The sequence below is a fragment of the Pantoea rwandensis genome, from assembly GCF_002095475.1.
In the GTDB taxonomy this organism is placed as follows: domain Bacteria; phylum Pseudomonadota; class Gammaproteobacteria; order Enterobacterales; family Enterobacteriaceae; genus Pantoea; species Pantoea rwandensis.
The window spans coordinates 165626-188165 of record NZ_MLFR01000005.1 but is presented as its reverse complement, the minus strand read 5'-3'; the positions used below and the strand labels follow the sequence as shown (position 1 = coordinate 188165).

Here is a 22540-nt window from a genome sequence, read left to right as displayed (position 1 = left end):
TTTTTGCATGCAAAGCCATGCAGCCGGTGAAAAATTAAAACCTTGAATTTAAGAGTGTTTTAGTAGACGAAAAGGCGTGTTTTTGCGGTTACGGAATGGCTTCGGTCTGAGGGGTTCGGCTGAGGCGCAGTAAAGGGATATGATGTCAGATGTCTTTATAACAATCAGTCACTATGAGCAAAATGTCTACAGTTCGCTCATAGCGAACTAAATACTTACCCCCCCTTCACCCCATCACCAGCCCCCCATCCACATACAGCGTCTGTCCGGTCACAAACTCGCTCCAGTCTGAAGCCAGGAACATGACCGGCCCAGCCACATCTTCTGGTTGGGCAATACGGCGCAAAGGCGTTTGTGCGGTGATAAAGTCGCGCACATCTTCCCGCGTGGCGCGGCTGGCATCGGTGGGATAGACCAATCCCGGCGCAACACAATTGACGCGAATGCCCAGCGGGCCTAACTCCGCTGCTAGCGAACGGCTGAAACCGATCAATGCGGACTTGGCTGTCACGTAATCGTGGTAAGGCACCGAAGGACGGGCCACCAAATCGCTGGAGAGATTCACAATGCTGCCGCGCGCACGTGAACGCATCAGCGGCAATGCAGCCTGACACACGTTGTAGGCTGCACCAACGGCACCTTCAAATTGGCTTTGGTAGCCCTGCCATGAGGTTTCCCAAAAGCGCTGGCGATTTTCGGTATCAAAAACATAAGGGGCAAAAGCATTATTGATCACCGCATCAAGGCGGCCGGTGGTATTGAGAATCTGCTCCATCATTGCGGTAACCTGTTCTGGAGAAGTCACGTCTGCACGTATCGCGAAAGCCGTACCGCCAAGCGCCTCACAGCTTTTCACCACTTCCTCTGCTGCTTGCTCACTGCGCAGATAGTTCACCACCACCAACGCGCCCTCAGCGGCGAAGGCTTTGGCGATAGCCGCCCCAATACCCCGGCTAGCCCCTGTGACCAGCACGGTACGATCAGCAAATTTCATAAAAATCTCCTGTAGTTAAATCCCATCAGTCAGCGTAAGGCGCAAATCTTTCTGCTGCCTCTTCCGCTGCGTATTCGATTTCGGTGAGGGTCACCAGATCCAGCAGGCTAAATCGTCCATCGTGATGCCAGCCTGCCGCCGGTGAAGTCATGTGTCCAAACGCCGTGATGCGGGTCACGCCTACCTGCCCCAGCGCAGAGGAAAGGCGGAACAGCGCCTGTGGTTCGGCAGCCACCGCAGCGGTTTGTAAATAGACTTTTTGCTCAGCCACTAACGCGATGGCCTGCTCTATATCCTCTACGGCCACCACCTTTAACGTACGCCCAAGTGCCGCAGGTACGAGTGGCTCCGGCCTGTCCACGCACACCACTGCCCAGTTCTCGAACGCATCACCGTATAACGTGCGATCGCCTTGCAGTGCGCGGATCTCTTCATTGTTGCGCCAGGCAGCGATGCTGTTCCTTTCCGCCAGAGAGAGTTCACCACGCGGATGTTTGCGCGCCAGAGCCTGCAACTCGTGGGCGAGATACGCCGAAAACTCCTGCGGCGAGACGCGCCCGCCCCGTTCGATGAACAACATTTGCGGCGAGTAGCATCCCGACTGGTCATAGCGCATCACATCGTAAGCAGCTCGCCGCGCCAGTTCGGCCCCTTGCCGGGCATCCAATGCCGAGCGCGCCACCAAACCCACGCTGATTTTATGGCCGTGTGGTAAAAAACGAGTGGTGATGGGGAGCTGCTGCTGAATTGCCGCCAGCGTGGAGTTGCCGCCATAGGCGACGATGGTATCGGGCTGCTTAAACCACACCGATTCAACTGTGGTATCACCGCCTTTCCACCACACCACCGCCAGGCACTCGCCCAGTTGCGGATCGATCTCAGCCAGAAGTCCGGCAAACCACCCCGCCATCAGCGGCTCGGCACCGGGCAATTTGCCAATGGTGCCCGCTTTGACCAGCAAGCCCGAGATCAAACTCCATAACGGCAGTCCCGGCACATTGCCCGCCCAGATGTGCATCAGCAGTTCCGGACCAAACGCCCGCGCAAAACCGCCGTTCGGACGCGGCTGAAAATCATCGAGTATCTGCGCATCATTAAAATCTTCGGCAAGAAAGCGTTTTAACTGCGGCTGGCGGAAGGTTTTCAGATAGCCGGTAAGGCCGCTGCGAATCATTTCACCATCGTACCCGGTGACAATCGGCAGCAGCGTTTCCGCTTTAATACGGAGTGGATGGTTCCGGTCCAGCAGTCGCGCGATCGCTTCATCGACGATGGCAACAATCTTCGCCACGCTAAGCGTACGCAAATAGTGACGCGTATGAGATCGAACATGGTCACTTAATACCGCGATCTGTGCGGCATTGAGATCGGGCACTGCCACCTCGACCTGTTCCCCGTGAGACTGGAAGTGCAGCGTGCGCCACTGCACCTCTGCGGGCGGAATGCAGCCTGGCAAATAACCTGCAAACTCTTTCACTGGGCACCCTGCGCTGCCGCGAGAAACTCAGCCATCGCTAGCGAACACCCTTTGGCATCCGAGCCCGTGACGCGGCCCAGCAGTTGGAAACCACCCTCCACCGCCACGCCCGCATCTTCGGTTAACAGCGCCGAGGCAGAATTAAAGTGAGCCAAATCATGATGCACCAGCACACCAATCTCACCCTCTGGAACCTCTTCTCCAGTAAGTGGATTCACCACCCGCGTGCGGATCCAGTGCGGACCAGATTTCACCGATGGGCACTCAACGTTGCCGTTGTCATAGAACTGGCTGCTCAGTTCGGTCATGCCGTACATGTTGATGCACTGCTCTCGCGGTACGCCCAACGCATGGGTGAGCGCGTTGTAAAAGTCGTCAGCTTCGATCTCGCGTGACTGCCCTTTGAACCCACCGGTATCAAGAATGCGGCTGCCTTCGGGCAAGGCAAAGCGACGCCCCTGACGTTGCAACTCATCCAGCAGGTGCACAAAACTATAACTGGCTCCGAGCAAAGCATAAGGCTCGCCGTTGGCTTCAGCCTGTTCCAACGCCGCGAACAAGCGATCCCAATCCAGTTCATTGTCATTGAGCATCACGGCACTGTCGGCGGTGCCAAAAGTGTGCTTCGCCAACGTCAGGTAATGCGCCAGTGAGGAGTTGGGTAAGGTGGTGTTATCGGGGAATAAGATGCCCATGCGAATCCGCTCGCGGCCCGCCATAAAGCGTTGGCGGAAATTGTGCGTCATCGAACATTTCCATACATCGAGCGTAGGATGATAGCTGCGCCCTTTTACCGTGCCGGTTGTGCCGCTGGTCATAAACACCGCTTCAACGTCTTCAATGTCATGACAACTCAAAGTCAGGTCTTTAAAGGCGCTAATCGGAATCGCGGGAATGGCGCGCCAGTGCTTGACCGTAAAAGGTGTGCGTCCTCGCTGAAGGGCAAAGCGTCGGTAAGAGGGGTTGTGTTCAAACTGATAGGCAAAGATAGCGAGCGCCAGACGGTTAAAATCGTCTTCGGTCGTATTCTGCTGCGGCAGGAAAGTCAGCAACGCATCGATAATAGCGGCTTCGGTCATCTTTGGGTCCACCTGTGGCGAATGTGCGAAGTCTCTCAAACAGGTAAAGCCTGCTGAGGATGGTCTGTCCGCTACAAAGCACAAAGATGGAATCAGGGCGTGATTGCGCCCTATGTCCCGCATCCCTACGCCGGTATTAGCCGGATCAGGTTCGGAGGGTCACTACGTTGCCAGCCACATATCGCCAGCGGGTAGAATCTCAGCCCACTATCTGGGCACCCCTTGGAACAAAAGGCAGTCTAGGGTGTTGCCAGCTTAGGTGTCAAGGGAGTGAAGAAGAGACAGCACCCGCCTGAGCAGGTGCTGTTAACTGACTAGGCCGTTCTGAATTTGCGGGTTAGAGGTTTCTCAATTTCGACAATCAGGAACATGACAAATCCGATGATGAAGGTGATCACCCAATAGCGGAATGGCAGTCCGGTTGTGCCAAACAGCAACTGCATAAACGGCGCATAGATGATCAGCAATTGCAGTACCAGTAGCACGGCGCTGACGATCCAAATGCCTTTATTCATCAGCAGACCTTTGCTTAATGAGAAACCATCGGACACGCGGCAGTTCAACATATAGAACCACTGTGCCGTTACCAGGGTTTGCAGCAACACCGTACGAATAAACTCCGGTGAGTAGCCGCGTGGTTGCAGCCAGGCTTCCAGCACGAAGGCACTGATGGCAATCATCGAACCGACAAAAATCACACGCCAGATCGCAAAGCCATCCATTACGTGCAGTTTAGGATCGCGAGGTGGGCGGCGCATGATGTTTTTCTCACCTTCCTCAAACGCCAGTCCAAATGAAAGCGTGGCCGATGTCGCCATGTTCATCCACAGAATCAATACCGGCGTGAGCGGGATTAAATTCCCCGCGAGTAGCGCGATGATGATCAACAGCCCCTGTGCAAGGTTGGTAGGCATGATGAACAAGATGGTCTTTTTCAGGTTGTCATAAACTCGACGCCCTTCTCGTACGGCGCTGGCGATGGTGGCGAAGTTATCATCCGTTAACACCATATCTGCAGCTTCTTTGGTGACTTCGGTCCCTTTAATGCCCATCGCCACACCGACATCGGCCTGTTTCAAGGCGGGCGCATCGTTTACGCCATCCCCGGTCATGCCTACCACTTCTTTTTTACTTTGCAGCGCCTGCACCAGGCGGAATTTATCTTCGGGGCTGGTGCGCGCAAAGATATCGTAAGCCTGTGCCGCTTCGCTCAGTTGGTGGTCATCCATCACTTCCAATTCACGTCCGGTGATGGCGCTATTGGCATTACCGATACCGAGCATCTGACCAATACTCATCGCGGTTTGTGGATGGTCGCCGGTAATCATTTTGACGCGGATGCCCGCTTGCAGACAGTCGCGGATCGCGGTGATCGCTTCGGGGCGTGGTGGGTCCATCATCCCGGCAATACCCAGCAAGATCACGCCCTGTTGCAGGTCAGTATGGTCCAAAGTAGTTTGTCCTGGCATCGCGGGTTTCCATGCCGCCGCCACCATGCGCAAACCTTCCCGTGCGTACTCTTCGATTTTGGCTTCCCAAAACGGAAGGTCCAGCGGCTGTAAGCCGTTTTCGGTTTGCTGCTGTTGGCAAAGTCTGAACAGCACATCAGGCGCGCCAGTAACCAATACGCGCTCTTCATCACCGACACGGTAAAGCGTCGACATATACTTATATTGCGAATCGAACGGAATTTTACTGCGCATTTCTGTCGTCACTACCGGCAACTGTCCCTTCGCTGCCAGCACTTTCAAGGCACCTTCTGTTGGGCCCCCGGTGATTTTCCATAGCCCGCTCTCGTCCTTGACCAACTGGCTGTCATTGCACAAATCAATGGTGCGTAGATAACGTTCCAGTAACGACCCTTCGGTGACGGTAATCGGCAGCGCATCATCGGTTTTGTGAATCGCCCCGACAGGTTCATAGCTGTCACCTTCGACCCGATAGATGTGGTCGGCAGTAATCACCGCTTTCACCGTCATCTCATTCATGGTCAGGGTACCGGTTTTATCTGAGCAGATAACCGTCATCGCCCCTAACGTTTCGACCGTTGGCAGCTTGCGAATGATCGCCTTCTGCTTCGCCATGGTCTGCACGCCAAGGGAGAGGATGATGGAGATGATGGCCGGTAAGCCTTCGGGAACCGACGCAACGGCCAGACTGATTAAGGAGAGCATCAGCTCCGAAACTGGCATGTCACGGAACAGCAGGCTGAAGACAAACAGCGCGGCCATCATCGCCAGGATGATCAGGAAGATGGCTTTACCCAACTTGTCCATTTGCACCAGCAGCGGCGTACGATGTTTCTCAATGTCGGACATCATCTGGTTGATGTGTCCCAGTTCTGTTTCCCCGCCAGTGGCGACCACCAGCCCCTTACCGCCGCCTGAACTGACGGTGGTGCCGGAGAACAACAGATTGGTGCGATCGCCCAAGGGTAAATCACCGCTTAACGCGTCTGTGATTTTCTCAACGACCGTGGATTCCCCGGTAAGGATGGCCTCTTCCACACGCAGGTTGTGCGCTTCGATAACGCGCAGGTCCGCAGGAATACGGTCCCCGGCGCGAATCACCACCACATCACCTGGCACCAGCGCAGTCGTGGGCAAGGTTTCATGATTGCCCGCGCGGATCACCACCGTCTCACTGGAGAGCATGTTGCGAATACTTTGCAGTGATTTCGCGGCATTGCTCTCCTGAATATGACCAATTAACGCATTGACCACCGCCACGCCTAAAATGACCAGCGTATCGACCCAATGGCCCATCACTGCTGTAAGCAGCGCCGCCGCCAGCAAGACGTAGATTAAAACATCGTTAAAATGAGCCAGAAAACGTAGCCACGCAGGCTTACCGGGTTTTTGCGGCAGCGCATTTTCCCCGTACTGTTGCAAGCGCGCTGCGGCTTCCGCACTGCTGATACCTTCCACTGAACTCTCTGTTTTCGATAGTGTTTCATCGACAGAGAGATGATAGTACGCACTTTCCGATTTACCCGTATTCATCGCTTTCTCCTCAAATCCTGTTTCGGAAATCAAGGCGGTGATATCTCGTTATTAACAGATCCATCCACTTCGAATTCATAGAAAAAACATCGACGCGCTGTTGAGATGATGCCCGTTATAACTTAAAGATATGCAATTAGTGGCTGCCCACAGAAAAGGGGCAGGAATTTAATCTATACGACATAACTATCGATTTGAAAAAATGGACGTTATAAACGTAGCACAGGGTTATTCATCTTATTCACCCCCAAAAAGAAAAACATCAAATCAACAACAGCGAAAACATTAACCCATAGATTAATAAGATATTTCTGATGCGACCATGATATAAATCATAGTGAGTGAACAAAAACACCCGCATTATGCAGCCAGTTTCTAATACTGAAATCGCAGATTAATAGTCCGACAAAGGGAGCATTTGCAGCCTAATATCTTGATAAATGATTAAAATCTATTGAATTCAACAAACTTTACAAATTCTGATTTGTGGGACTATGCTCATTCATAGAAAAAACAACCCCATGAATCTCTCCCAACTTTAAAACCGTGGCGCCGTATGATTGCGGTCAAGGTTAATGGAGGCCGCGATGCCGGACTATAGTCTGCTACGTCTAAGTCTGTATGTTGTGTTAGCGATAATCACCTGTTCTGCGGTAGGGCTATTCACTTACGCGGTGGTTTCTATGTTGGGCGAATAAATTAGCCGCTAATAATAACGCTAAAAATTAAACCGGTATTGCAAAGGGGAACTCTGTGATGCGTTATTTTTCTCTGATTGCCATTGTTATATTAATAACAACGGGTTGCGATCAAAAAAAACAGGAAGTTTCACCGCTACCTAGAATGGTTAAAGTGGTGGAGGTCGTCGCTTCAGGCCAATCTCAACAGCGCATCTTTCCCGCCCGTATTGAATCGGGTGACTCAACCGATTTGTCGTTTAAACGTGGAGGGCAGATCGATGCACTGGAGATCCGTCAAGGTAATGCGGTGACACAAGGGCAAGTGCTGGCTCGCCTGGTGGCACGGGAAGCCCAGCAACGCGTCAATGAGCGACAAACCGCTGCTACTCTGGCGCAACGTCAATTTGCGCGTTTTCAAACTCTTTCAGGCCGGCAGGCGATATCGCAATCTGAAATGGATGTGCAACGTGCTAATCGCGATGCCGCCAATGCTGCGTTACAAATTGCCCGCGAAGAATTAAGTCAGATGACGCTGAGTGCGCCCTTTAGCGGAACCGCCGCGACGGTGAACGTGCGGAATCATCAGGTTGTGGCTGCTGGCCAAACCATCGCGACTTTGACTCGCACCGACTTGCTCGATGTGGTGTTCAACGTACCGGAAAACCTCTTCACCGCGCTGGATATCCGCAACCTGACTTACCGTCCGGTAGTGCGCATCAATACGTTGCCAGACCGTCAATTTGAAGCGACCTACAAAGAGCACACCGGCAGCAGTAGCAGCAATACTCTGACCTGGCAGGTGATTTTAACCATGCCGCGTCCTGCGGATTTTCCTGCCGTTGGCGGAGTGAGCGGGACCGTCACCATTAACCTTGCGAACCTGCCTGCCAACGTCAGTCGTGAGTCGCTGGTGGTGCCGGTCGAGGCGGTGTTCAACCCGGACAATAGCCAACGTAATGAACCGCATGTCTGGGTCGTACAAGGCAGTGGTGATCAATTGCAGTTGGAAGATCGCAAAGTCACGGTCGGCGAAGTCACCGATCAAGGTGTGGTGATCACCGAAGGATTACATGCCGGTGAGCGCGTGGTTGCGGCTGGCGTCAATGAATTGCATGCCCAACAAGCGGTGCGCATCTGGACGCGTGAGCGGGGTCTGTAATGGATATCTCCCGACAGTTTATTGATAACCCGATCCGCGTTTGGCTGGCCATTTTGCTGTTAGGCGTCGGGGGTATTTTTGCACTGCTAAATATTGGTCGGCTAGAAGATCCCGCCTTCACCATTAAAACAGCGGTGGTCGTCACCCAATATCCAGGCGCCTCCGCGCAGCAGGTGGAAGAAGAAGTCACGCTGCCACTGGAAAATGCCCTGCAGCAACTGCCCTATCTGGATAACGTCAGTTCTATTTCTTCTAACGGTTTATCGCAAATCACCGTCAACATTGACTCACGCTACCATTCCAATGAATTACCCCAGATCTGGGATGAACTGCGGCGGCGCGTGGGTGATGCGGCACGCTTTTTCCCTCCGGGCGTGGCGGCGCCGTTCGTTAATGACGATTTTGGCGATGTATTTGGCTTTTTCTTCGCGATTTCCGGTGACAACTTCAGTAACCCCGAGCTGGTGCAATATGCAGAACAGCTGCGGCGCGAACTGGCGCTTGTGCCCGGCGTGGGCAAAGTCACGTTGGGCGGTGTCATTCCGCAGCAAGTTAACGTTGATGTTTCCCTGACGAAAATGGCTGCACGCGGTATCACCTTAACGCAACTCTCCAGCGCGTTGAGCCGTCTGAATGTGGTGTCCAGTGCCGGGGATATCAAATCTGGTACCGAATCAATCCGCCTCCACCCCACAGGAGAGTTTGAGAACATTGATGAGCTGAGCGACCTGTTGGTGAGCCCCATCGGCGCAACAGCCACCACGCGTCTGCGCGATATCGCCACCCTGTCACGCGGGCTGAGTGAATCGCCCACCAGCATCTACCACGCGAGTGGAAAACCCGCCGTCACCATGGGCGTCTCCTTCATTCCTGGTGTCAACGTGATTGATGTCGGTCGCGCGTTGGAAGCCAAACTACAGCAGATGTCGGCGGAAAAACCGGCTGGCATCCAGATCAATATGTTTTATGACCAGGCTGCGGAAGTGGCGCATTCGGTGAATGGCTTTATCACCAACTTCCTGATGGCGTTGGCGATTGTTGTTGGCGTGCTGCTGATCTTTATGGGCGTACGCAGCGGCATTATTATCGCGCTATCGCTGGCACTCAACGTATTAGGTACCCTGCTGATCATGTATCTGTGGGGCATTGAGTTGCAGCGTATCTCGCTAGGTGCGTTGATCATTGCGCTGAGTATGCTGGTCGATAATGCCATCGTGATTGTTGAAGGCGTGCTGATCGCCCGCCAGCAAGGGTCATCGCTGGTCTCGTCGATGAACTTCGTTATCCGCCGCTCCGCCTTTCCGCTGTTAGGCGCGACAATAATCGCGATTCTGGCCTTCGCGCCGATTGGATTGTCGCAGGACTCCACCGGCGAATACTGTAAATCCCTGTTCCAGGTATTACTGATCTCGCTGATGCTCAGTTGGTTCTCGGCGCTCACCATCACGCCGGTGTTGATCAAGTGGTGGTTGTTCAAAGCGGGAACGGATGGCGCCGCACAAACCGACAAGTCACCCTATGACGGCGGTTTTTACCAGCTTTACCAGCGCACCCTGAAAGCGCTACTCAACCAAAAAGTCATTACGCTTTCGGTGATGGCCGTGCTGTTGGCGTTGTCGGTATGGGGCTTTGGTTCGGTACGACAAAACTTCTTCCCCTCCTCCAATACGCCGATCTTCTTTGTCGATCTCTGGCTGCCCTACGGCACGGACATTAAATCGACGGAACAGATGGCCAGCGACATTGAAAAATCGATCACTGGGCAGCAAGGCGTGGTCTCCACGGTGACCACCATTGGTCAGGGAAGCATGCGCTTTATCCTCACCTATAACGGGCAGCGCCAGTACAGCAACTATGCGCAAATTATGGTGCGCATGGACGATCAGCGAAAAATTGCCGCCCTCTCGCGCAACATTGATGCCTATATTGCGCGGCAGTATCCGCAAGTAAATGCCAGTACCAAGCGCGTGATGTTTGGCCCTTCTGGCGGCAGTGCGATTGAGGTGCGTATTAAAGGGCCCGATCCCGACCGTATGCGCATGATAGCCAGCCAGGTCGGCGATATCCTGTCACAAGATCCTGCCACCGATAGCGTGCGCAATGACTGGCAAAACCGCAGTAAAGTGATTCGCCCACAGTTTAACCCTGCATTGGGGCGTGAACTCGGGGTAGATAAGCAGGAAGTTGATAACGCCTTGCAGATGAACTTTACCGGCAGCCGCGTCGGGCTATATCGCGAAGGGGCAGACCTGTTACCAGTCGTCGTGCGCCCACCAGCCAGTGAACGTCAGGATGCTAACCATCTCAACAATGTGCTGGTGTGGAGCCAAAGTCAGCAGCATTACATCCCGCTAAGTAATGTGGTGAGTGGTTTTAAACTGGAGTGGGAAGATCCGTTGATTCTACGCCGTGATCGCAGCCGTGTGCTGACTGTGCAAACCGACCCTAATCCGCTCAGCAGCGATACTTCGGGTGATATTTTGGCGCGCGTGAAACCGCAAATCGATCAGATTCCGCTGCCGCACGGTTACAGCATCGAATGGGGTGGCGACGCGGAAAGCTCCAGCGATGCCCAGGCCGGGGTATTTAGCACCTTGCCACTCGGTTATCTGGTGATGTTTGTGATTACGGTACTGATGTTTAGCTCACTGAAGAATGCTGTCGCTATCTGGCTGACCGTGCCATTGGCGCTAATTGGCGTAACGCCTGGCTTCCTGATCACCGGTATTCCTTTCGGCTTTATGGCGCTGATTGGCTTACTCAGCCTGAGCGGGATGTTAATTCGTAATGGCATTGTGCTGGTTGAGGAAATTGAACAGCAGAAGCAGGCTAAACCGCAGCATGAAGCGATCCTTTACGCCGCCACTTCGCGTTTACGCCCGATTCTGCTCACCGCCTTCACCACTGTTTTAGGCCTGGCGCCGCTATTGCGTGATGTGTTCTTCCAGAGCATGGCGGTGGTGATTATGTTTGGGCTGGGCTTTGCTACGGTACTCACGCTGTTGGTATTACCGGTGATCTACGCCTGCTTCCATCGGCCTAAGACAGCCGCTTAGCCATGAACGTCACTGGGCTGAATGTCATCAAGACCATGGGATGCATGGCAGCGGTGACGTTCTTTACCCTATATAACACTTGGGACCGCTACGATTATGATTACCACTGGATTCTAGCCTTTCTGACCTTTATCTCGACCATTGCCACGCCGTTGTTCTTTGTGGTGGCGGGCATCATGGATGCGCGAGCCGAGCAGGACCTGCGCTGGCAGTTGACGAAAATCAGGAATGTGGTGATCGTTTTTCTCTTCTGGATGACGGTGTATTACCTTTGGGAACCCTACCAGCGCGGCTATCTGATTCAGCCATGGTTTGTGTTTTCCTTCGTGGTTATCTACAGCTTCCACCCACTGATTGCCTGGCTAACACTACACCGTGTCACCTTTGGTTTACTGGTGCTCACCCTGCTCGTATTCTCGTATGGCTACGACTTGCTCGCGGTGCTGTATCCCGATGTCAGCCTCTTCAGGCTGGAGCCGCAATATCGCATCTGGACATGGTTACTGTTTTACCTCACCGGCCAGCTATTATGTGAACCGGTGATCGAGAATTGGCTTAACCGCAAGAGTGTAACGCGCGCGGCCGCGATCTCCCTGCCCTTTATCTATCTGTTCACCTGGCTTTATGAACAACACTTTTTCTTTGCTCTGTTCAAAGCCGATCGAAATGCTTTTCTTCTCACCGGGTCACAAATTTATCTTCTGGTAGTAGTACTGATCGTGGCCGCCAGTCGCGTTCGCTTTCGTCGCAATGTGGTGTTCAAGGAGACGATTCTGTCCACCATCAGCAAGACGATGACGGGGGTGTATATTCTTCACTACTCGGTGTTTGATCTCATCACATCAGTGATCCCCATCAACTCGCTGGCTGCCAAACTGACGCTGCTAGTGGTCACTTTCGCCGCTTCAGTGCTCATTTCGCGGCTGATTCTCGCCAGTTCGCTGCTTAAAAAAGTCATAACCCTTTGAGACACCGTTGCAGATCGGTCTGCTGACTGCAGGCAATACGGGCGTTGATTTGCGCCATCATGTCGTCAAAGAATGGGTTCGAGGTATTGCGCATCAACGTATCCAATCCCACCGTCAGGCTTGAGGTCTCACCGCGTAATGAAATGGTGCCGAGGCTGATGCCATAGCGGTTCTTCTCTATGGGTTCCCGCCCATACAGGGAGTCGGTCAGCGGGAAAGGCACGGCAACATGCGATAGCGAATACATGTCCTGCGGCCATGCCTGATGCAGCGGCTTGACCACTTCTTGGGTTTGATCAGCGGCGACGGTTCGCGCGACGGTGTCATAGGTGGTGGCGGAGGCGTTGGTAATCACCGTGGTGGCATAGTGGCGCGGAGCCGCGGGCAGTAAGGTATTCACCGCTGAATAGAGTGCGGGTCGGAACAACGCTCGCAGGTTTGCTGCTTGGTTTATATCGAAAATCACTAACTGGCTGCTGTTGTCCGGCAGATATTGATAAAGCGCGTTCACCACCGCACGCGTGCTAACGGTGGAATCCAGCACCGACTGGAATGTCAGTACGGGAGGTAAATGGCTTAATTCACCCCGGCGCGAGAGTTGCACAATTTGATCCTGTAATGCCTGGGTTAACAGCCATGACTGGCGCGCTGCACGCACTGGGAAGGAGTTGTATTTAAACGGGTTGTACTCTGGCACGATATTTAGCCAGGCGGCTTTCGCAAAGACCGGGAAAATCGCCGGCCAACCGGCTAATCCAGCAAAACGCGCATACGCCGTGACGCCAATCATCGGTGACAGCAGCACAAGCTGTTGCGGTTTACGCAGCGCATTATCTTGCTGGCTATCCAGCGCATATTTCATCGCTAACGCGCCGCCATTCGAGTAACCCACCAGATGCAAAGGAACCTGCGTGCCCGCCAGCCGCGTGGCTTCGCGCACCGCTAATCTCGTCACCGCCAGCCAGCTTTTCCAGTCCACTTTGGTCAGCGAGCCAGGGGCAGTACCGTGTCCCGGCAGCCTTGGCACCACCGCAACAAAGCCTTGTTGTTGATAAGCCTGCGCCAGATAGCGCACGCTATAAGGCGAGTCGGTTAACCCGTGCAGCAGCACCACAGCACCTTTCACCGTGCCGGTGGGTTTAAGGACAAAAGAACGGTTCCAGTTGGTCTGGAAATTAGCGGGATAAACCTGGCTTTGCGCATAAAAACGGTTGAGCGAGGTTTTCTCCTCATCGCTGAGCTTATCGCTCACCTCGGTTTTCATTTCGCGGAAAATGGCATCTTCCCGAGCAAGGTAATCAGCAAAACTGGCATGATCGATCTGATCTGCCGTCATTTCATCAGCAGACCAGGTATGCCAGCGATGCAACGCGGGGCCTTGTTCGGACTGATAACCGCGTATCAATAAAAACATCACTATCAACGTCAGCAATACCAAAGCGACGCGCTTAACCACCTTAATCAGGGTGTTAGAAACCATAACGGAACCAGGCAAAGAGCACGTTGCCGTTATTGTAAGAACCCGGAATGTAAGTGAACTGCACGTTTAAACGCTTATATCCGGCGGAGAACAACGGCAGGACAATCGGCAGCGGCACATAATTCGCGAAGTCGTCGCGTGCGGTAACGCCTGCTGTCAGTCCTAGCCCCAGGCGGAAATCCCGCGCCTGATCCAGATACCAACCCTTCTCCCAGCCATAACCGATAATTGGCTGCCATTTGTTGTGGGAGTCTTTAAACGCCATCGCATAGAGCGCACTCCAGTCGCCCTCTTCGTTATAACGCGAGACGCCAAGTCCCCCGCCCCATGGCGATTCGTTGTAGTTATCCGTTTTCTCTTTGTCGTAAGCAAAGCGGGCATGCCAACTGATGAAGGGAAGATAGAGGTCGGTATACTGCGGTTGTTCCCAGGTTTGAGAAACGTCCTGCTTAAGCCACTCCCAACCATCACTCAATGTGCCAGTTGCACCAGCGGGAAAGACCAACAGACATAAGGTGACAGACAGAACCTTCAGAATACTTCGCATGGGGCATCCTTCTGCAAAAGCACCGATGATAATCAGCAAGAGAAACAGCCAGCATGATCTGCCTGCCCATTCCGGGCAGCAATTCAGTCAATATTATAGTTGTTTAGCGGAGGTTGAGGGGATTGTGTACTGTTTCGTCATAGGTCCAGGTTAAATAACGTTTCGAATTCACCCCAGCGAGGCTTTTTTTAACAAATACGCTCATCCCATCTTGATAACGATAACGATTTTCATTCAAATACAGGCTGTCACTCTTTCATGCACGTCACAACGTGCGGTTGTGTTGGGAAGCCACCTTGTCAGCGTTCGAGCGTTACTACACGGAATTGTTCCGATTTCTGAGCGGTAAACTGCGGGACAAACACCTCGCTGAAGAGCTCACCCAGGAGACATTCAGCCGCGCCCTGGCTTCCCCGGAACAGATTTCCTCGCATCGCGGTTTGCTCTACCATATCGCCAGAAATCTTTTGGTCGACCGTTATCGCCTACAGAAACAGTATGAACCCTCGCAAGACATTACCACCGATGAGTTGCTGGCTCCGGGCTACGAACAGCCAGATAATCAGCTTGAGAACCAGCAATATATCACTCACATCGTTGCCGCCATTGAATCACTGCCGCCACGTTGCCGGGAAGCGTTTATCCGCCATCGCATTGACGGTCAATCGCAAAGTGAGGTCGCCGCGAGCATGGGGATATCCACCAATATGGTGGAAAAACACATCATTCGCGCCATGCTGGCCTGCCGTGCGAGCCGCGACAGTTGGCGTGAAGAGCAGTCAACAAGGAAGTCACGATGATGCGAAATGACAACCAGACGGTTGCCGAGCAGGCGATCCATTGGCTACTCCGTCAGGAGGAAGGCATGACGCGATCGGAACAAGCAGAGTTTGAACGCTGGTTGCAAGTGCCCGCCCACCAGGCCGAATTTGAAGATCTCGGCGGCCTGTGGCAAGAGACAGCAGCCATCCCTGCCAGTGCAGTTGCAGACCTTCGACCGGTTACACCACGCCGCCGATTGTGGTGGCCTGTCATGGCAGCGTGCACGTTTCTGTTCATGACCGCGATACTTTTCTTCCCATTACGTGATGAACTTGCGTCACCGATTTACAGTGCCAGTTGGCATACCGGACGCGGCGAAATCCGCACCGTTCAGCTTCCTGACGGCAGCACGCTCACACTGGATGCGGGCACAGCGTTGCATGTCCGTTATTTTGCCCACCGTAGAGAAGTGGACATGCCACAAGGACAAGCTTTCTTTCAGATAGCGCATAACCCGAACCAGCCATTTTTGGTGTTGAGCGGGCCAACGCGTGTGACAGTGGTGGGTACCGAATTTAGCGTACGCTATCTACCCCATACCATGAGTGGAGAAGGCAGTGAGGTCGCCGTCAGTTCGGGTGCTGTACGTGTTGGCCCACGTGGAGGCTGGGAAAATCGCTGGTGGCGGGCCATGCAGCATCTACATTTGCCGCAGGCTCAACGTCATATCAGCGTACTGCACGCTTCCCAACGCTCATTAAGCGATGCACAAGGACGCCTGGTTTCACTCTCTACTTTACCTTCCGAAAGCATCGCAGCGTGGCGCGAGGATAGAATCGTGCTGGATAACACGCGGTTGGATATGGCGCTGGCAGAATTTGCTCGCTATCGCGATGTCTCCTTAAGACTCCATTCACCGAGCGTCGCTGCCCTGCGGGTGAGTGGGAGTTTTGATACTGAACGAGTCGATAGCTTTGCCAGCGCACTACCACGTGTATTACCAGTGAAAATAAAAGTAATTAAAAATCAAAAAGTTATAACATCAGGCGCTGCTGAGAATAAAAATAATTAAAATCGACGTCAGGGTTTTAGCCCGCGCGTCGTCTTCAGAAGAGAATGATTATTATTCATCTTAACTCTGGGGATTATAAATGGCTGTTTATTCTGTTTTTCGCACGCTTAGTACGCCGCGTCTCGCGGTGGTGCTGGTGGCCGCTCTACCGGTATCAAGCGTTTACGCAGCGACGTCAATGGTGCTGGCATTGCCCTCACAGCCACTGGCGGCATCACTTAATCAGTTAGCCAGGCAGGCCAACGTTCAGCTGATTGCTGCACCTGCATCTTTAGCTAACAAAACAGCCCCTGCCGTGCAAGGGTCAATGACGTTGCAAAGTGCGCTCGATCAGCTGTTGGCTGGTAGCGGGTTAGCATGGACACAGAATGGGGATACTGTCTCAGTAAAGCCTTCTGATGTGGGTGAAGACACGCTGACTGTAACTCAAAAACTCAATGCCTCATCCGCAGTACCTGAACAAACCAATAGCGCCACAAAAACTGACACACCGCTTCTTGAAGTACCGCAGTCAGTATCCGTCATCACACGCCAACAACTGGACCGCCAGAATGTTCAGAGTGTGACTGAAGCTTTGCGCTATGTCCCTGGTGTGAAAACAGAAACTTATGGTGTTGATCCAAAAGGTTATGACTGGATTTACATTCGTGGATTCAACGCACTGACCACGAATGATTACCGTGATGGGCTGCGCCAGTTAAACAACAGCTATAGCTACTTCCGTACCGAGCCTTACGCGCTCGAACGTATCGATATCGTGCGCGGTCCATCCTCCACACTTTTTGGTCTTGGCGATGCGGGTGGCATTGTTAACCGTGTCAGCAAAATGCCCGACGCGCGCGGTGTGCATGAAGTGGAATTGCAGCTGGGTAATTTCAACCGCCGTCAGGCGCAGTTTGATATCAGCGATAAGCTGGATGAAGACGGCCAGTGGCTATACCGGGTTGTGGGTCTGGCCCGTGACAGCGATACACAATTCCAGTATCGCAATGGGCCGCATGTCGAAGATAATCGACTTTATCTCGCGCCAACGCTGACCTGGCTGCCATCGGCAGATACCAGCCTGACACTTCGTGCCGATTACCTGCGTGATACTTCTGGCGGAACCGTCGCCGTGCTAACCAATCCAGGCAACAAAACCACTGACACGCTGCTGGGCGATTACAGTTACAACCATTTTCGTCAGGAGCAGTACAGTGTGGGCTACGAATTTAGCCAACAACTTTCGGAGAGTATCAAGTTCCGTCAGAACCTACGTTATGGCCAAACGGATACCATCCTGAACAACCTGCTGCCAGGCGATCCGGACTTCACGACGGAGAGCGTTTCACGCAACGCGATTCGATTTGACGAGCACATGAAAGCTTTCAATATCGATAACCAGATGCAGATGGATTTCAACACTGCACAGGTGGCACATACGCTGCTGGCCGGTATCGATTACAGCTGGTTGGATGCAAACGCGAAACGCTTTAGTGCTGTTGCTCCCGCTCTCAGCATCACCAATCCAATATATGGTTTGGATATTTCTGACCCCACTACCGCAGTCAACAACAACGACCAGACCACTGCGCAGTTGGGTGTGTATTTGCAAGATCAGATCCACCTCAGCGATCAGTGGCTATTAACCTTGGGCGGTCGCCATGACGATATCAGCATGCGCACGCAAAACAACCTAAGCGGCAGTACCTCATGGGTGGATAAAGATGCCTGGACCGGCCGCGCTGGTTTAACCTGGCTGGTCGGTAACGGGCTGGCACCCTATATCAGCTATGCCGAATCCTTTGTGCCAAACAGTGGAACGGATAGTCAGAATCGCACCTTCGATCCCAGCAAGGCACATCAGTATGAAGTTGGGGTGAAATATCAGCCTGACAGTAACTTGCTGATGACCTTGGCCGCCTTTGACATCACCAAATCCAATGTCCTGACCAATGAGATCGTTAACGGTTTAGCCACTGGTTACCAGGTCGCTTCAGGCGAAGTGCGTTCACGCGGGATTGAGTGGGAAACACAGGCACAACTGACCACTAATCTCGACGTTCTGGCCTCCTACACCTACACCAATGCCGAAATCACCAAAAGTAACAATGGTGATCAAGGCAAACAGCAGGCCAATGTGCCGAAAAACATGGCGTCTGCTTGGGTGAATTATGGTTTCCATCAAGGCGTACTGGATGGGCTGTTGCTCAGTACTGGCGTTCGCTATATCGGTAGCATGTTCGGAGATAACGCCAATACTATCCCGGTTAAAAATTTCGCGCTGGTGGATGCAGGTGTGAAATATCAGGTGAATAAGACGGTCCAGGTGGGGTTCAACGTACAGAACCTGCTGGATCATCATTATGTGGGAACCTGTGATGGTGACACCAGTTGCTACCCAGGGCAGGAGCGCACCTTCATTGGTTCGTTGAAGCTCAACTTCTGATGGATCACTTCAGCCGTCGTGCCTGCCTGAAAATGCTGGTCATGCTGCCTTTTGCGGCTCGCGCTACGACGTCACATCCCGATCGCCACCGTATCGTGGCGATCAACTGGGCAGCAGCGGAAACGCTGCTTTGCCTGGGGGTTATCCCATTGGCGATTTCCGATAGCCGCTATTTCCGCCGCCGAATTCCACATCCCGTTTTACCCGAGAACGTGCAAGATATTGGGCCCTTCTGGGAGCCCAACATGGAAGTGCTTGATGCACTGCGCCCATCGTTGATCATCAGCGACAGCTTATCGCCGACAGTCATGGCTAAGATGAACAGGATAGCTCCCGTTGAAATCTTTTCTGTTTACGCCACATCCGGTGACCTTTGGCAAGCGCTCTCCGATTGGACAACACAGACCGGAACACGCCTGGATGTTGCGTCTAATGCTATGCGCTGGTTGCAGCAAGCGCAGGTGGAGATGGGGCTTTTTCGCCTGCGATTGACGCATCATTCAACGTTACGCGTGCTCGTCATGTTGCTGGACCAGGATGGCAAATACGCCACGATTTACGGCAAAGGGAGTCTGGCCGATAGCGTCATCCATCAGCTTGGGTTACACAATGCCTGGCAAAAATCGGTAAATGCTGCGCACATTGCTCGCGTGCGTATTGAGGAACTGGCCGATCTCTCCTGCGACTGGCTGTTTTACACCGAATTGCCCACTGCCATGACGCGACTCATGCGAACGCGGCAACCCAACGGCTTATGGCGACACTTGCCGATCATTGCAGCAGGGAGAGTGACGCGACTCGAACACTTTTTCCCTTTCGGCGGCCAGGCAACCGCCCTCGGATTAGCAGCTGAACTCACCGCTGCGCTGGAAGCGACACCATGAAACCGATTTCCGCGTTCGCCTTCGCGGGCATCTGCTTAATCACTGCGGTAGTCGTGACTGCCGGGAACTACTCTACGCTACTGACACGCTATCCATTACCTTTCGCCACACTGCTGCTGGAGCAAAGCTTTTGGCCACGCATCGTCATCAGCCTGGTGTGCGGAGCAGGTCTGGCATTAGCGGGTTTGCTGTTTCAACGGGTGTTACAGAACCCGCTGGCTGAGCCAGGCACACTAGGGATAGCAGCAGGCGCGAATCTGTCCATGTCGGCCGCGCTGGTATTCGCGCCAAACCTGCTGGTCATGGGGCTGCCGCTGCTGGCATTAATAGGTTCAGCCATCGCTATTTTTATTCTGGTCGCACTCACCGCGCGACAAGGTTTTGTACCATTAAGCGTCATTCTGGTGGGAATGGTGATAAGCCTGTACGGCAATTCGCTAAACACATTATTGGTGCTGTTCAACCACGACTATTTAAGTGATCTGTTTAGCTGGCAGGCAGGAACGTTAACGCAAAGCGGCTGGAGAAGTAGTGAACTCCTTTCCATTACGCTGATTCTCGCGCTGCTCGCTGCTCTACTGCTACGCCGACCCTTGACGGTAATGGGATTATCCGATCAGCATGCCAATGCGTTAGGGATGTCAGTGCGGCAGTTGCGCATCATGGCATTGGGGGTGGCGATAGTACTAAGCGCGATGATCACCAGCCAAGTCGGAATGATCAGTTTTATTGGCCTGGCAGCGCCAGCCATCATTAAAGCCTGCGGATTACGGCGCTTCTCACAACAATTGATAGCCACCGTTCTGGCTGGCGCACTATTGTTGCTATTGGTTGATCAACTCGCTTTACGTTATTCCCCCGCCGCAGGCGATATTCCAGCAGGTGCTGTCACCTCACTGCTGGGCGCCCCCTTAATACTCATCCTGTTATTACGCCAACGTGCGGTTAGTCCACCGCAAATACCAAGGGGTATCAGCGCACAGCCCACTTTTACCTCCCTCCAATTGAGCATGTTACTGTTGCTGGTGTTGCTGGTAGTCCCTGCGTCACTCTGGTTCAATCGTGAGCCGTCACACGCCATGACATTACATTTGTTAGCCTGGCGTTGGCCAAGGGTGATCGGTGCACTTTGTGCGGGCATGATGCTGGCCTGTGCCGGAGTGTTGATCCAACGCTTGACTAATAATGTCATGGCAAGCCCAGAGTTAACGGGCATCAGCAGCGGAGCCGCGCTCGCAATAATTCTGACGACAGTGCTCACCCATGAACCGTTAGCCTCTCTGTTGCCAGCCGCGATTGCAGGTAGCGTCATTGCCATGATGCTGCTCTTTCTGTTTGGTGCCCGCAGCCAGTTCAATCCAGAAAAAATGGTCCTGATCGGTCTAAGCTTTACCAGTCTCGCCAGCTCGCTCACGATGATCCTGATGTTGAGTGGTGATCCCCGCGCCTTGATGCTACTAAACTGGAGTACCGGCTCTACGGCCAATATTGATGAAGAAATGGCAATTGGCGCGCTCTGCATCGCCGCCATTCTGTGCCCTTTAGCGCTACTGATGCAGCGCTGGTTAATGTTGTTAGGCTTGGGCCAACTGACAGCTCAGTCAATGGGTATCAACTTACGACGCAGCAACTTGTTGATCCTACTGCTTGCTTCCTTATTGACCGCCGCAGGAACGCTGCTGGTTGGGCCACTAAGCTTCATAGGTTTGTTGGCACCACAGTGCGCGAGGAGTTTGGGTGCCCATGCCTTGCGCCAGCAACTTTGCGCCGCCGCACTTCTCGGTGGGTTATTAATGGTGCTGGCCGACTGGCTGGGACGTAACATTTCTTGGCCTTGGCCAATTTCTGCAGGATTGTTAACCGCGTTTATTGGCGCACCGTGGTTCTTATGGCAACAACGAAAAAGATCTAACTGACCATCAATCTTTGGGCATTGAATGCCTTACGCCATTTTGTCGGTGAGGTGTGCAACCGCTGTCTGAAATGATGACGTAACGTCTCAGGAGAACCGAAGCCCGACTGTTCTGCCACCTGCTCGATGCTCAGCCTTTCGTTCTCCAGCAGAGCACAAGCTTTTTCGAGGCGGATACCGAGCATCCACTCTCCCGGTGAAGTCCCGGTGGCGGTATGAAATCGACGGATGAAGGTGCGGCGGCTCATGCCAACTTGCTGTGCCAACGCTTCAATCACCATCGGGGTAGTGAGGTGAGTTCGCAAATCATCCAGCAGCGGGGCGAGGCTTTTAGTTTGGCGCAGTGGCACAGGTTGTTGGATCCACTGGGCCTGGCTACCTTCGCGCAGCGGCGGCGTCACCATTCGACGAGCGGTACGATTGGCCACCTCAATGCCATAGTCACGACGGATAAGATGCAGGCAGAGATCGACACCCGCCGCGCCACCTGCGGAGGTGATCACACTGCCCTCATCGACATAAATCATGCCATGTTCAACCTGCACTTCAGGAAATCTCTGCGCCAGAATTTGCGTGCTGTTCCAGTGCGCCGTCGCACGTTTCCCATTGAGTAGTCCTGCCTCGCCCAGTACAAAACTCCCCGCGCAGATGGAGACAATGCGTGAACCGTTTTGGTGAGCGCGTTGCAACGCAATAATGAGCTGTTCTGATGCGGGCTCATACACACTGCGCCAGCCGGGAATCACAATGGTGCCAGCGTCTTCAAGCATTTCCAGCCCCCCATCGACCACCAGGCGAACGCCCCCCTGTGCGCCAAACACGCCCTCCTCCACAGAGGCCACGCTTAAATCATACAGCGGCTCACCGAGCACCTCATCGACACGTCCAAAGGCTTCCACCGCAATACCGAATTCAAAGGTACAGAGGCATTCATAGGCCAATAGCACCAGCCGCCTGTTTTTTGGCGCGACAGCGTGAGCCCGAAGGGAATCAGTGATATGCATGGGAACCTTATTGAGGATGTTGGCACGATCTTGACG

15 protein-coding genes and 1 riboswitch are annotated in these 22540 nt (G+C 53.4%); of the genes, 8 read left to right on the top strand and 7 right to left on the bottom strand.

Annotated elements, in window-relative coordinates:
- Positions 1 to 226: 226 nt before the first annotated feature.
- The 4 genes from HA51_RS08400 to HA51_RS08385 all read right to left on the bottom strand — a co-directional run bounded on the left by HA51_RS08400 (position 227) and on the right by HA51_RS08385 (position 6552).
- Complete coding sequence (locus tag HA51_RS08400; RefSeq protein ID WP_084934079.1) at positions 227 to 994, bottom strand: 3-oxoacyl-ACP reductase; 768 nt, start codon at positions 992 to 994, stop codon at positions 227 to 229.
- 25 nt (positions 995 to 1019) lie between these two features.
- Positions 1020 to 2471 carry an acyl-CoA reductase gene (locus tag HA51_RS08395; RefSeq protein WP_084934078.1) on the bottom strand — a complete coding sequence of 484 codons (1452 nt, stop codon included), beginning with the start codon at positions 2469 to 2471 and terminating at the stop codon, positions 1020 to 1022.
- Positions 2468 to 3550, bottom strand: a complete 1083-nt coding sequence (locus HA51_RS08390) for a LuxE/PaaK family acyltransferase (RefSeq protein WP_084934077.1) — start codon at positions 3548 to 3550, stop codon at positions 2468 to 2470. Before HA51_RS08390 ends, HA51_RS08395 begins: the two co-directional genes overlap by 4 nt.
- 105 nt (positions 3551 to 3655) lie before the next feature.
- A riboswitch (TPP riboswitch) is annotated at positions 3656 to 3783 on the bottom strand.
- Between the two features lie 81 nt (positions 3784 to 3864).
- Positions 3865 to 6552 (bottom strand): cation-transporting P-type ATPase, encoded by a 2688-nt coding sequence (locus HA51_RS08385; protein WP_084934076.1) that lies wholly within the window; start codon positions 6550 to 6552, stop codon positions 3865 to 3867.
- A 753-nt stretch (positions 6553 to 7305) separates the two neighbouring features.
- Here HA51_RS08385 and HA51_RS08380 point away from each other — a divergent pair.
- Genes HA51_RS08380 through HA51_RS08370 form a run of 3 tightly spaced genes read left to right on the top strand, consistent with a single transcriptional unit; the run spans position 7306 to position 12415 of the window.
- The gene (locus HA51_RS08380; RefSeq protein ID WP_084934075.1) at positions 7306 to 8391 is read left to right on the top strand and encodes an efflux RND transporter periplasmic adaptor subunit; all 1086 of its coding nucleotides are present in this window, start codon (positions 7306 to 7308) and stop codon (positions 8389 to 8391) included.
- Positions 8391 to 11447 (top strand): efflux RND transporter permease subunit, encoded by a 3057-nt coding sequence (locus tag HA51_RS08375; protein WP_084934074.1) that lies wholly within the window; start codon positions 8391 to 8393, stop codon positions 11445 to 11447. The genes HA51_RS08380 and HA51_RS08375 overlap by 1 nt, the downstream gene beginning before the upstream one ends.
- A gap of 2 nt (positions 11448 to 11449) precedes the next feature.
- Positions 11450 to 12415 carry an acyltransferase gene (locus HA51_RS08370; protein WP_084934073.1) on the top strand — a complete coding sequence of 322 codons (966 nt, stop codon included), beginning with the start codon at positions 11450 to 11452 and terminating at the stop codon, positions 12413 to 12415.
- On the opposite strand, the gene HA51_RS08365 is transcribed toward HA51_RS08370, so the two are convergent.
- Complete coding sequence (locus HA51_RS08365) at positions 12402 to 13895, bottom strand: alpha/beta hydrolase (protein ID WP_084934072.1); 1494 nt, start codon at positions 13893 to 13895, stop codon at positions 12402 to 12404. The two genes, HA51_RS08370 and HA51_RS08365, sit on opposite strands and share 14 nt — an antisense overlap.
- Positions 13885 to 14442, bottom strand: a complete 558-nt coding sequence (pagP, locus tag HA51_RS08360) for a lipid IV(A) palmitoyltransferase PagP (protein WP_084934071.1) — start codon at positions 14440 to 14442, stop codon at positions 13885 to 13887. The genes HA51_RS08365 and pagP overlap by 11 nt, the downstream gene beginning before the upstream one ends.
- A 296-nt stretch (positions 14443 to 14738) precedes the next feature.
- Here pagP and HA51_RS08355 point away from each other — a divergent pair, with 296 nt between their 5' ends.
- The 5 genes from HA51_RS08355 to fhuB all read left to right on the top strand — a co-directional run bounded on the left by HA51_RS08355 (position 14739) and on the right by fhuB (position 21504).
- Entirely contained in the window at positions 14739 to 15242 is a 504-nt protein-coding gene (locus tag HA51_RS08355; protein ID WP_084934105.1) for an RNA polymerase sigma factor, read from the top strand.
- Entirely contained in the window at positions 15239 to 16276 is a 1038-nt protein-coding gene (locus HA51_RS08350; protein ID WP_245840199.1) for a FecR family protein, read from the top strand. The genes HA51_RS08355 and HA51_RS08350 overlap by 4 nt, the downstream gene beginning before the upstream one ends.
- Before the next feature lie 79 nt (positions 16277 to 16355).
- Positions 16356 to 18704, top strand: coding sequence for a TonB-dependent siderophore receptor (locus tag HA51_RS08345; protein ID WP_084934070.1), 2349 nt, complete (start codon positions 16356 to 16358; stop codon positions 18702 to 18704).
- On the top strand, positions 18704 to 19588 hold the full coding sequence (locus tag HA51_RS08340) for an ABC transporter substrate-binding protein (protein WP_084934069.1): 885 nt from the start codon (positions 18704 to 18706) through the stop codon (positions 19586 to 19588). Before HA51_RS08345 ends, HA51_RS08340 begins: the two co-directional genes overlap by 1 nt.
- Positions 19585 to 21504, top strand: a complete 1920-nt coding sequence (gene fhuB / locus HA51_RS08335; protein ID WP_084934068.1) for a Fe(3+)-hydroxamate ABC transporter permease FhuB — start codon at positions 19585 to 19587, stop codon at positions 21502 to 21504. The genes HA51_RS08340 and fhuB overlap by 4 nt, the downstream gene beginning before the upstream one ends.
- Here the strand turns inward: fhuB and HA51_RS08330 are convergent.
- Positions 21497 to 22504, bottom strand: coding sequence for a helix-turn-helix domain-containing protein (locus HA51_RS08330; RefSeq protein WP_084934103.1), 1008 nt, complete (start codon positions 22502 to 22504; stop codon positions 21497 to 21499). The two genes, fhuB and HA51_RS08330, sit on opposite strands and share 8 nt — an antisense overlap.
- Between the last annotated feature and the right edge of the window lie 36 nt (positions 22505 to 22540).

Bases quoted from the DNA above. Each gene is read 5' to 3' on its own strand.
- HA51_RS08375 (WP_084934074.1), top strand. From the start codon at position 8,391: ATGGATATCTCCCGACAGTTTATTGATAACCCGATCCGCGTTTGGCTG.
- fhuB (WP_084934068.1), top strand. From the start codon at position 19,585: ATGAAACCGATTTCCGCGTTCGCCTTCGCGGGCATCTGCTTAATCACT.
- HA51_RS08390 (WP_084934077.1), bottom strand. From the start codon at position 3,550: ATGACCGAAGCCGCTATTATCGATGCGTTGCTGACTTTCCTGCCGCAG.
- HA51_RS08350 (WP_245840199.1), top strand. From the start codon at position 15,239: ATGATGCGAAATGACAACCAGACGGTTGCCGAGCAGGCGATCCATTGG.
- HA51_RS08400 (WP_084934079.1), bottom strand. From the start codon at position 994: ATGAAATTTGCTGATCGTACCGTGCTGGTCACAGGGGCTAGCCGGGGT.
- HA51_RS08330 (WP_084934103.1), bottom strand. From the start codon at position 22,504: ATGCATATCACTGATTCCCTTCGGGCTCACGCTGTCGCGCCAAAAAAC.
- HA51_RS08345 (WP_084934070.1), top strand. From the start codon at position 16,356: ATGGCTGTTTATTCTGTTTTTCGCACGCTTAGTACGCCGCGTCTCGCG.
- HA51_RS08365 (WP_084934072.1), bottom strand. From the start codon at position 13,895: ATGGTTTCTAACACCCTGATTAAGGTGGTTAAGCGCGTCGCTTTGGTA.
- HA51_RS08340 (WP_084934069.1), top strand. From the start codon at position 18,704: ATGGATCACTTCAGCCGTCGTGCCTGCCTGAAAATGCTGGTCATGCTG.
- HA51_RS08385 (WP_084934076.1), bottom strand. From the start codon at position 6,552: ATGAATACGGGTAAATCGGAAAGTGCGTACTATCATCTCTCTGTCGAT.
- HA51_RS08370 (WP_084934073.1), top strand. From the start codon at position 11,450: ATGAACGTCACTGGGCTGAATGTCATCAAGACCATGGGATGCATGGCA.
- pagP (WP_084934071.1), bottom strand. From the start codon at position 14,442: ATGCGAAGTATTCTGAAGGTTCTGTCTGTCACCTTATGTCTGTTGGTC.